Annotated in this window: 9 protein-coding genes; 4 read left to right on the forward strand and 5 right to left on the reverse strand. The window is 72.7% G+C overall.

Annotated features, from left to right (window positions below; translation table 11 throughout):
* Positions 1-23: 23 nt before the first annotated feature.
* From ACWD4P_RS30660 to ACWD4P_RS30675, 4 genes are all read right to left on the reverse strand, one after another.
* Positions 24-890, reverse strand: coding sequence for an NmrA family NAD(P)-binding protein (locus ACWD4P_RS30660; RefSeq protein WP_449781896.1), 867 nt, complete (start codon positions 888-890; stop codon positions 24-26).
* Positions 887-1,381, reverse strand: a complete 495-nt coding sequence (locus ACWD4P_RS30665; protein ID WP_449781897.1) for a hypothetical protein — start codon at positions 1,379-1,381, stop codon at positions 887-889. The genes ACWD4P_RS30660 and ACWD4P_RS30665 overlap by 4 nt, the downstream gene beginning before the upstream one ends.
* Positions 1,382-1,495: 114 nt before the next feature.
* Entirely contained in the window at positions 1,496-2,017 is a 522-nt protein-coding gene (locus ACWD4P_RS30670) for a MarR family winged helix-turn-helix transcriptional regulator (RefSeq protein ID WP_359825884.1), read from the reverse strand.
* A 57-nt stretch (positions 2,018-2,074) separates the two neighbouring features.
* Positions 2,075-3,367, reverse strand: coding sequence for an FAD-dependent monooxygenase (locus ACWD4P_RS30675; RefSeq protein WP_449781898.1), 1,293 nt, complete (start codon positions 3,365-3,367; stop codon positions 2,075-2,077).
* A 194-nt stretch (positions 3,368-3,561) separates the two neighbouring features.
* Between ACWD4P_RS30675 and ACWD4P_RS30680 the strand changes: the two genes are divergently transcribed.
* The 3 genes from ACWD4P_RS30680 (at position 3,562) to ACWD4P_RS30690 (ending at position 8,227) form a co-directional block, all read left to right on the forward strand.
* The gene (locus ACWD4P_RS30680) at positions 3,562-4,167 is read left to right on the forward strand and encodes a TetR/AcrR family transcriptional regulator (protein WP_359825889.1); all 606 of its coding nucleotides are present in this window, start codon (positions 3,562-3,564) and stop codon (positions 4,165-4,167) included.
* Between the two features lie 467 nt (positions 4,168-4,634).
* Complete coding sequence (locus ACWD4P_RS30685) at positions 4,635-6,257, forward strand: alpha/beta hydrolase (RefSeq protein WP_449781899.1); 1,623 nt, start codon at positions 4,635-4,637, stop codon at positions 6,255-6,257.
* A gap of 353 nt (positions 6,258-6,610) precedes the next feature.
* Complete coding sequence (locus ACWD4P_RS30690; RefSeq protein WP_449781900.1) at positions 6,611-8,227, forward strand: FAD-dependent oxidoreductase; 1,617 nt, start codon at positions 6,611-6,613, stop codon at positions 8,225-8,227.
* Positions 8,228-8,355: 128 nt separating this feature from the next.
* Here ACWD4P_RS30690 and ACWD4P_RS30695 read toward each other — a convergent pair whose 3' ends face one another.
* A complete protein-coding gene (locus ACWD4P_RS30695) occupies positions 8,356-9,087 on the reverse strand; it encodes an ABC transporter ATP-binding protein (protein ID WP_359825894.1) in 732 nt (243 codons plus the stop codon).
* Between the two features lie 419 nt (positions 9,088-9,506).
* Here ACWD4P_RS30695 and ACWD4P_RS30700 point away from each other — a divergent pair.
* On the forward strand, positions 9,507-10,903 hold a 1,397-nt coding region (locus ACWD4P_RS30700), incomplete at its 3' end, for an FtsX-like permease family protein (RefSeq protein ID WP_449781901.1).

The raw sequence follows: 10,903 nt of genomic DNA on the forward strand, positions 1-10,903 counted from the left end.
CCGGCCCGCCGCCGTTCCGGCGGTCAGCGGAACAGGTGCAGGTTCTCGCCGAGGAAGGCCTCCAGAGCGCGGGGAGCGCGTCCGACGAGACGGAGGAAGGTGTCGTCCGGCGTCTCCTTGCGGACCGCCGCGAGCTGCTGGATCTCCACCACGTGGGTGGCCAGCCAGTGCGGCATCCCGGCCCGCTCGACCAGGTGGACGTGCAGCTCGGACGGGCCCAGGTCGAGATAGCGGACCGGCCGCCCGAGCAGCTCGCCCAGCAGTGCGGTGAGCTCCGGGTGGCTGTAGGCCCGTCCGCCGGTCAGCGGGTAGGTGCCGCCGGCGAGGTCGGGCCGGGTGAGCACCTCGGCCGCGGCGTCCCCGATGTCCCGGACGTCCACGTAGTTGCACCGCGCTTGCCCCAGCGCGCCGTGCACCACCCCGGCGGCGGCGACGCCGGGCGCCAGGAGCAGCAGCTTCTGCATGAACGCGTACGGCCGCAGCACCGTGGTGGTGACGCCGGAGGAGCGCAGCCGCTGCTCGATCAGGTGGTGGCCGCGCGAGACCTCGACGGGGGAGTCCGGCTCGGCGGCGGGCGCGGAGACCTTGACGACGTGCTCCACGCCGCAGTCGAGCGCCGCCTCGATCGCGTTCAGCTCGAAGCGGACCTGCCGCGGGCCGTTGGCCATGGTGAGGAAGAGCTGGTGCGCGCCGCGGAAGGCCTCGCGCAGGGAGGCAGGATCGGCGGCGTCGGCCGGGAGGGTGGCGGTCCGGGCGAGGGTGTGCTCGTCGAGGGTGGCGGCCAGTCGGTCGGGGTCGCGGCTGAGGGCGCGGCTCGGTGCGCCGAGGGCGGCGAGGCTGCGCAGGGTGGCGCCGCCGGTGGCGCCACCGGCGCCCATGATGACGATCATGATGTCTGCCTTTCGGGGTGGGGTTGGGGTGCGGTGGGGAGCCGGTGCTGTGCGGTGCGGGCCGGGCGGCTGCCGCGCCAGTGCCAGGTGGTGATGGTGGCGGCGATCGCCGCGGAGACCGGCAGGTCGACCGGCAGCCGGGGCGGCCACGGGCTGTCGGCGAACGCCGGGACGTGGGGCAGCCAGCGGGCGGCGGCGAGGCCGACGGCCAGGCCGAGCGCGGCGGCGGCCAGTCCGAGGACCGCGGCGGCGAGCGCGCGCGGGGTCCGGGCGGGCCGGGGGCGGAGTGGACGCCGGCGCAGCGCGGCGCCGAGCGCGGCGGCCACCAGGGCGGAGCTGCCGCCGATGGTGGTGAGTGCGGCGGTCACCAGCTGCGGCTGGCCGGTGACGGCTCCGCCGGTCCCGGCCATGGCGGCGGGCATGACGTAGGCGACCAGGACTTCGCGCCACAGGACGAAGGGCGGGGGAGCGCCCGGGGCCTTCTTGCTCATGGGGGTGGACTTCCTTCCATAGGTAATAAGGTGCCTAAGTATTTGTGCTTAGGTGCCTAACTATTAGGGCCGGGAAGAGGCGGGCCGTTCTACGGCGGCCCGCCGGGGTGTGGATCAGTCCTCGGTCAGCGCGTCCATGCCGGCGACCACACGGGCCAGCAGGTCCAGGAAGGTGGTGCGCTCCTCGGGCGAGAGTCCTTCGACCAGTGCCTGCATCCGGGCGAAGTGCTCGGGTGCCAGCTCGCGCATCCTGTCGGCGCCGCGTGCGGTGAGCACCACCACGTTGCCCCGTCCGTCCTCCGCGGACGGGCGGCGGGCCACCAGGCCCTGCCGCTCCAGGCCGTCGACCAGCCCGGTCACGGTCGCCCGGGTGACGCCGAGGCTCGCCGCGAGCTGGGAGGGCGACTTCTCGCCGCCGTGGTCCTCCAGGTCCGCCAGTAGCCGGTAGCGGCCGGTGGAGAGGCCGAAGCGGCCGAAGTGCACCTCGCCGGCCTGGCCGAGCCGGGCGCCCGCCGCCATCAGTCGGCTCGCGACCAGGATCGCCTGCGGATCGGCCGAGAGACCGTAGCGGACGATCTGACGGCGGGCCTGTTCGAGGCTGGGAGCGGTGGGGCCGCTCTCGGGGTGCGGGGTCACGAGAAGTAATATGGTGCCTAACCTGATTCCCGGTCAAGTGGGACCGTGAGCCCTTGCCTAGGCGGCACGAGGGGCGATCCGGGGCGGCGTCCAGTCGGCGTGCCGCAGGACGGTCCGGACCATCGCACCGGGCGGGGTGAGCCGGATCGCGGCGTTGCGCAGGCCCACCGCCAGCGGGTGGGCGAGCTGCTGACCCATCCGGCCGGCCCGGCGGGCATCGCGGGCGACCGCCTGGCTGCGCGGCCGGCGGACGGCGTCGTAGCGGGCGAGCGCGCCCTCGACCGTCCGCGCTTCGGTGAGTGCCGCGGCCAGGGTCACCGCGTCCTCCAGTGCCTGGCAGGCGCCCTGGCCCAGGTGGGGCGTCATGGCGTGCGCCGCGTCGCCGAGCAGCGCGATCCGGCCGGAGGCGAAGGAGGGCAGCGGAGTGGCCAGCTCGTTGACGTCGTGGTGCAGCACCGCCTCCGGCCGGGTCGCGGCCAGCAGTGCGGGGATCGGCTCGTGCCAGCGCGCGAAGCGCCGGCGGACTTCGGTCAGCGGATCGCGGTAGCGGACCCCGGCCGGGGCGTTCAGGACCGCGTGCCACTCGGCGGTGCCGTCCGGGAAGGCGATGTGGCCGAACTCGGCGCCGTGGCCCCAGGTCAGCTCGAAGTCGGCCGCCAGGCCCTCGACCGGGTGCTCGGTGATCGCCCGCAGCACCGTCGAGCCGCTGTAGGCCGGCCCGGGGTGGTCGGGGAAGAGGCGGCGCCGAAGGCGGCTGTTGATGCCGTCGGCGGCCACCAGGAGATCGGCCTCCAGTCGGCCGGCCCACAGGAGGTCGGACGTCGGGGAGTCGGTCCTCGGGAGGTCGGACGTCGGGGAGTCGGTCCTCGGGGAGTCGGCCCTCGGGAGGTCGGTCCTCGGAGACCGGGCCTCGGGGGTGCTGCCGCCCAGACCGGCCCGGACCCGGAACGGCTGGGTGGTGTCCACCTCGGTCACCTCGGCGCCGACGACGAGGCACTCGGCGGGAAGCGCCTCGCGCAGGATGCGGTGCAGGGCCGCGCGGGGGATCCCGACGATCGGAGCGCCCAGCTCGCGTTCCAGCGCCACGCCGTCCATCGCGGCGAGCCGACGGCCGTCCGGTGTGCGGGTGCCGCCGGTGTACTGGCGGCGGGCGGCCGCCTCGACCGCCTCGCCGACCCCCAGGGCGGCGAGTGCGCGCATCCCGTTGGCGGCCAGCGAGATCCCGGCGCCCGCGTCGTCCAGGACGGCCGCCCGCTCGACCACGGTCACGTCCCACCCCGCCATCCGGAGGCCGATCGCGGCCGCCAGTCCGCCGATGCCGCCCCCGACCACTACCGCGCTGCTGCTCATGCCCGGTCCTTCCCGTGTCGCCGCACTGCCTTCTACAGGTGTAGAAGGAGCGTACTACGGGCCGGTCGGCGGGCGGACGGGGTGGGGGAGGGGTCTCTCGAGGTGCTCGGGGCGCTCGGGCGGGTGCTGCGCGGCGGGCGGTCCCGGGGCGAGGTGGTGCGCGGCGGGCGCCGGGGCGCCGGTAGAAAGGAGGGATGCGGCGAAACGAGGATCAGAAGCGGGACGATGCGGGGCGGCCGGACCGGCGGACGGCGCTGGCGGACGCCGCGATCGGGGTGCTGGCGGACCTCGGCGTGCGCGGACTGACCCACCGGGCGGTCGACGCGGCGGCCGGGCTGCCGCTCGGAACCACCTCGGCCTACCTGCGCACCCGGCAGGCGCTGCTCACCGCGCTGGTGCGGCGGCTGGTGGAACTGGACCAGGGCGAGCTGCACGCCATGGGGGAGCAGGTCCCGGTCCGATCCGCTGAGGAACTGGCCGACGGTATTGACGAGTTGATGCGCCGAAGGCTCTCCGGCGATGGGCGGCGTCGCTCGCTCGCGCGGTACGCCTGCGCGGTGGAGAGCGTGCGCGATCCCGAGCTGCGCGAGATCCTCGTCCCGCGCGAGAACGCCGGGCGCTCCGCCGTCCGGGCGTTCCTCGCCGCCCGGGGTGTGGCCGACCCCGACGCTCGGACCACCACGCTGTTGGCCTGTGTCGACGGCCTGGTCTTCGAGCACCTGGTGGGTGGCGGCAAGCCCGGGGCCGACGCGATCCAGGGGCTGGTGGCGGCCGCCCTGCGGGGGGCGGTCGCGAGCTGAGCCGTATCGGGGGACCGCCCCGCGCGGATCGGGGCCCGGTCGGCCCGCAGTCCCTGAGCATCGTCGATCAGGTCATCGCCGAGGACGGCCGGTCGCGGTCGGTCGCAGCCGGACGAGGCCTCCGAGGTCGCGCTCGCCGAAGTCGTCGAGGTCGTCGGTGTCTGTCGCGGCCGCCCGGCAACGGGCCGCGTAATAGCGGTGCGCCCGGTAGCGCGGGGGTTCGGGGAATCCACCTCCCTGCCCGACTGCGGCAGCCCCGCCGGCCTCGCCCGACTGGGGTGGCGGGCGGCCGGTTGGCGACTTCCGGTGACGTGACATCAGGTCAATCAACCGTCAAGTTGGTTCATTCACAGAATGTTTCACGGCGCGTTGTCCGTGGGCGAGAATATTTACGCCGCTCCCAGGTCTTCACACGGAGATCTCAGACTGACAGGCTGGGGCCGCCCTTTCAGTACGGAGGAGGTTCCTTGTCCCGCATATCCACGCTGGCCGGAGCGGTCACCTGCGCTCTCGCACTTGTCACCGGTACCGCCGTCGCCGCTTCGGCGGCGCCAGTCGACCAGGCCCCGGGCCTGGCCGAGGCGAAGGTCGACCCCGTTGCCTGGACGCCCTGCAACCCCGACCCGAGCAAGCCGGACCCCGGCATCTACGACTGCGCCGTCTACCCCGTGCCGCTGGACTACGGCAACCCGTCGGGTGAGAAGGTCGGCATCGCCATGATGCGGCGGCGGGCGAGCGACCCGTCGAAGCGGATCGGCTCGCTGTTCCTCAACCCCGGTGGCCCGGGCGGCAGTGGCTACCTGTGGGCGACGACCAACCGCTTCGGTGCCGAGGTGCAGTCCAAGTTCGACCTGGTCGGCTTCGACCCGCGCGGGGTGGCCCGGAGCAACCCGCTCAAGTGCTTCAAGACCCAGGAGGCGGCCGACGCGGTCAACAACCGCATGGTCGGTGTGCCCGTCACCAAGGCCGAGATCAACGAGACGCTGGACGCGGACCAGGACTACACCGACGCGTGCAGCAAGAACGCCGGCCCGCTGATCGAGCACATGTCGACCATCAACGTGGTGCGCGACCTCGACCGGATGCGCCGCGCCGTCGGTGACGCCCAGCTCACCTTCGCCGGGTTCTCCTACGGCACCCTGATCGGTTCGACGTACGCCAACATGTACCCGAACAAGGTCCGTGCGATCATCGTCGACGGCAACGTCGACCCCAACCTGCGCCTGCACAACGGCCTGGAGTACGACCGCCAGCGGGCGAACGGCTTCGAGATCGCCCTGGACGAGTTCCTGAAGCGCTGCCAGACCGCCGGTGCCCCGCGCTGCGCCTTCGGCGAGGGCGACACCCGGGCCAAGTTCGACCAGCTCCGCGACCGCCTGCGGACCGGCCCGATCGCGCTGTCGGACGGCTCCAAGGTGACCCTGAGCAGCTTCACCGGCGAGGTGGCCAGCGCGCTGTACTCGCAGGCCAAGCTGGCCCCGCTGGCCAAGTCGCTCCAGGCGACCTACCAGGCGTCCCAGAAGCCGGCCGCGACCGCCCTGCTGGCCCCGCAGGCGAACGCGTCGGACGAGGACGCCAAGCTGCTCACGGTGGACGTGCCGCGGTCGGCGGCGCTGCGTGAGGCCCCGGCGGACTCCGAGTACGGTGCGGACGACTCCTACATGGCCGTCAACTGCCAGGACAAGCCGTACCCCTCCAACGACCGGGTGTTCGCGAACTCGGCCAAGGCGTGGGAGAAGGACATGCCGACCTTCGGCCGCTACCAGGCCTTCGACGCGCCCGCGTGCGCGAGCTGGCCGGCCCCGGCCCGGGACGCCGAGCGCTTCACCGGCCCGTGGAACAAGAAGACCTCCAACACCGTGATGGTGATCGGCAACCTCTACGACCCGGCCACCCAGTACAAGTTCGCCCAGCGGATGCAGCAGGAGCTGGGCAACGCGGTGCTGGTCAGCGTCGACTCGATCGAGCACTGCGCCGTGGGCCGCAGCCAGGCGCTGAACAAGCTGGTCACCCGCTACCTGGTGGACGGCACCGCGCCGGCCGCCGGCCAGCTGCTGAAGCCGGACGCGGAGATCTTCCCGGCGGTCTGACGGAACGGCCCCCGGTGAACCGGGGGAGGAGTTGACGGTCGTGGTGGTCGGCGGTGCTGCCGGCCACCACGACCGTGCTTTCCGGGCGATTTCCCGGAGGGCCGGCAGGGCCCGGGGAATGCTGGAGAAGATCGTCATCGAACCTCCGGCGGAGCGGCTTTCTGTGAGTCGTCGGTGACCGTAGCGCATGCCACTGACAATGGGCCCGGGCGCGAAGGCGAAGGCCAGAACCGTGACGGGGCATTCGAAATGACGTACTGTCACACTATTTTTAATCGATTTCCACGGCCGAATCCCCGTGTTAGCGTGCGGTCCGCCAGCTTCCCTCGAACTCGGGAAAGTGGGGACGGAGCATGCAGTGCGAATTCTCCCGACGGGGATTCCTGGGCGGTGCCGGTGCGGCGGCCGCCGGGATCACCGCCGGTTCCACGGGTGTCACGGCGGCGGAGGGCGTGCACCGGGAGGCGCCGAGGGGGCGGTCCGTCCTGCCGGGCGATCCCCGCTACCAGACCCTGGCCCAGGGCTTCAACCAGCGGTGGAGCAGCAGTCCCGCCCGCATCCGGCTGGTGGGCAACGAGGCCGACGCCGTCGCCGAGTTGAACCGCGCGCTGGACGGCGGGCTGCGGCCGACGGTGCGCGGCGGCGGGCACTGCTACGAGGGCTTCGTGGACAACGACCGGGGCGTCATCCTCGACCTCGGTTCGATGCGTGGCGTGGGCGCCTCGGCGGACAAGTTCGGCCGGCCCACCTACGGCGTCGAGGGCGGCGCGACGAACTGGGACGTCTGCGCCACGCTGTTCCGCGAGCACGCCGTCACCCTGCCCGTCGGGTCCTGCTACTCGGTCGGTGCGGGCGGGCACGTCTGCGGGGGAGGGTACGGCCTGCTCTCCCGGCGGCACGGGCTCACCGTGGACCACCTCGTCCAGGTCGACGTCGTCACCGTCCGGGGTGGCCGGGCGGTGGTGACGAAGGCGCACCGCGACGACGCGCAGGGCTCGCCCGAACAGGACCTCTTCTGGGCACACACCGGAGGCGGGGGCGGGAACTTCGGGGTGGTGCTGCGGTACCACTTCGCGCCGGACGTGCCCCAGCCTCCGCCCCGGGTCTGGATCGGCAGTGTCGCCTGGCCGTGGGCCGAACTGCTGCACCGCCCCTCCGACTTCGAGACGCTGGTGGCCAACTTCGGTGCCTTCATGGCCGAGCACAGCGACCCGGGGGAGCCGGTGTACCAGGGGCTGTTCGCCATCCTCAAGCTCACCCACCGCTCCAACGGGAACGTCGTCCTGTTCAGCCAGTGGGACGGCGAGGACCCGGCCCCGCTCGACGCCTTCGTGGCGGCCGTCGAACAGGGGATGACGACGCGCTCGGCGGTGCAGACCCGGGCGGCGGGCGGGCTGCTCCTGCCCTGTCCGGACGGACGGCGCCAGCTGCCGTGGTTCCAGGCGACCATGACGCTCAACCCCTCCGGCGACAACGAGCGCGGCAAGCACAAATCGGCCTACCACCGGAAGCCGTTCACGGCGGCGCAGATCGCCGCCTTCTGGGACTGGCTGGTGCGCGACGTGGAGGGGGCGGACCTTTCGAACACGGTGGTCCAGATCGACTCCTACGGCTGCCGGATCAACTCCCGCCGGCCCGAGGACACGGCGGTCCCCCAGCGCGACTCGATCATGAAGCTGCAGTACCAGTCGCACTGGACGGATCCGGTCGAGGACGAGATGCAACTGGAGTACCTGCGCGGGCTGTACCGCGAGGTCTACCGGGACACGGGCGGCGTGCCGGAGGTCGACACCGCGACGGACGGCGCCTACGTCAACTACCCGGACATCGACCTGGGCACCGCCGATCAGCCCGATCCGGCCTATCCGCGCCTGTACTACAAGGGCAACTACCCACGGCTGCAGCGCACCAAGGCCTACTGGGACGGGGAGGAGGTGTTCCACCACGCCCAATCGATCGCCCCGGCCTGAGGGCCCGTCGCCCGGAACCCCGCCGGCCGCCGACGAACCCCTGGAACCGGGCCCGGGCCTGAGCCCGGCCGCCGGTGCCCGCGGGCCTGGGGAGCCGCCCGCACATCCCCACGCCCGGGCCGGTTCCGCTAGGCGGCCTGCTCCGCGCCTTCCTCGGCGATCCGTCCGTCCCGGACCTCGATCACTCGGTCGGCGAGCCCCATCAGCGTCGGGTCATGGGTGGCGACCAGCACCGTGACGCCCTCGCTGAGCACCACCGCGCGCAGCAGTTCCATGATCGAGCGGCCGGTTTCCGAGTCCAGCTGGCCGGTCGGTTCGTCGGCGATGATCAGGCTGGGTTCGTTGGCCAGCGCGCGGGCGATGGCGACGCGCTGCTGCTGGCCGCCGGAGAGCTCGCCGGGGCGCTGGTTGGCGTGGTCGGCCAGGCCGACCAGGGCGAGGAGGGTGTGTGCGCGCTCCTCGCGCTCGGCGGCCGGGGCCTTGCGCAGCCGCAGGGGCACGCCGACGTTCTCGGCGGCGGTGAGCATCGGGATCAGCCCGAAGGACTGGAAGACGAAGCCGATCCGCTCCCGCCGCAGGGCGAGCCGGCCGTCCTCGTCCAGGCCGGCGAGGTCGATGCCGTCCAGGGCGATGCTGCCGCTGGTCGGCGTGTCCAGGCCCCCGACGAGGTTCAGCAGGGTGGTCTTGCCGGAGCCGGATCGGCCCTTGAGCGCCGTGAGTTCACCGCGGCCGATGGTGAACGAGACGCCACGCAGGGCGTGCACGGCCCGTTCGCCGGTGCCGAAGCTCCGGCGGAGGTCGGTCACGGCCACCATCGGCTGGGTGGTGGTGTCGACGGTGGCGGCCTGATGCTGCGTCATGCGGCGTCCCCCCTGTGGGCGTGGCGGCCCGGATCGATCCGGGTCCCGTCCGGTTCGACGGATATGGCTGCTCCGGCGGTTCACGTTCCCGGGCGGGAATCCGAGAAGGCGGTGTGGGGCCGAAGGAGCACACCGAAGCCGGAGTTATGAAGTGTTCATGGCATTTCAAGCGAGGGCATCCCCGGCCGGGATGCTATCAATGAAAGGAATTTGCTCACTGCTTACTTCATTCGCGCAAGTCCCTTCCGTTTCTGGATCGAATCTGACAGCATCGTCCGCTATCCGGCGACCCATTGCCGGTGATCAATGCGCCGGGCGTCCCCGCGATGTGTCCTTCTGTGGTCGATTTGTACTCGGACCGGATCGATGAGCGGGGCTCGGCGATGCGACCGGGGACGTAGAACCGGGGGAGGAACTCGATGCTCGGCTTCGTCGTGCGCCGACTGCGCGGACGAGTGCCGCTGGCTACCGCCGTACTGCTCGCGGTGCTGATCACCACGTCCGTGCTGACCGCTCTGGTGGCCTTCAACAGCAGTGTCGGCGAAGCCGGCCTGCGGCAGGCGCTCCAAGGGCCGGGTCACGCGCGGACCACGGTGGCGGTGACCAGTGAGCACGGGCTCGACCAGCGGACGAAGGACGAGGAAGCGCTCGCCTCCTACCGGCAGAAGCTCTTCGGTGACCTGCCCGTGCGCACCGACAGCGTGTCGCGCAGCCGCTCCTACAGCCTGCCGGGCACCGGTGCCGAAGCGAACGGCACTCCGGCCTCCGGTGGCCAGGCCTCGGGCGCCCAGCTCGACCTGACGGTGCTCGCCGACCTCGACCGCGGCCGGGTCCAACTGCTGGCCGGTGCCTGGCCGGGCGCTGCCACCGGGCCGGTCCAGACCGCGGCCCCCGAGGTCGCCGTCCCGCAGAGCCTGCTGCGCCGGCTCGGTCTGACCGAGCAGGCCCTGCCCGCCGAGGTCCGGCTCGTCGACCGGAACGACAGCAAGCCGCTGACCGTGCGGGTCACCGGCGTCTACCGGGCCACCGACCCGGCCGCCCCCTACTGGCGGATCGACCCGGTCGGCGGTCACGAGATCGAGGTCGGAGGCTTCACCACCTACGGCCCGATGATGGTCGACCAGAGCGCCTTCGCCTCGGCCGGCCTGGTGCAGGGCGGCCGAGGCTGGTCGCTGGACGCCGACTTCTCCGGCGCGTACCGGGCCACCGCCCAGGCCGTCGGCGACCGCGCCCAGCGGCTCGCCGAGGAGTTGCGGACCACCGCCTCGCTCGGCGCGAAGACCGAACTCCCGGACATCATGCGCGAATTGTCCGACAGCATGGTGGTCGCCCGGTCGACCCTGCTGATCGGCGCCCTCCAGCTGGCGGTGCTCGCCGCGGCGGCTCTGCTGCTGGTCGTCCACCTGATCTCCGCGCGGCAGGAGTCCGAGAACGAGATGCTCGCCGCGCGCGGCGCCTCGGCCGTCAGGCTCGGCTCCTTCACCGCCCTCGAGTCGCTGCTGCTGGCGCTGCCCGCAGCGGTGTTCGCCCCGCTGCTCACCCCCTTCCTGGTCCGCGCGCTGGCCGGCCTCGGCAGTACGCACCAGGTCGCTCTGGACACCGGCATCAGCTGGTCGCTCTGGCCGGTGGCCGTGGCGTGCGCGTTCGCCTGCGTCCTGCTGGCCACCGTGCCCAGCGTGGTGCGCGGCGTCGGCGCCGCCCTGCGCCGCCGGGCCGGCCGCCGCCAGGCCGTGGTCTCCGGCGTCGCCCGCAACGGCGGGGACCTCGCGGTGCTCGCCCTGGCCGCCCTCGCCTACCAGCAGCTCGACCAGTACGG

It is taken from the genome of Kitasatospora sp. NPDC002543, from assembly GCF_053594915.1.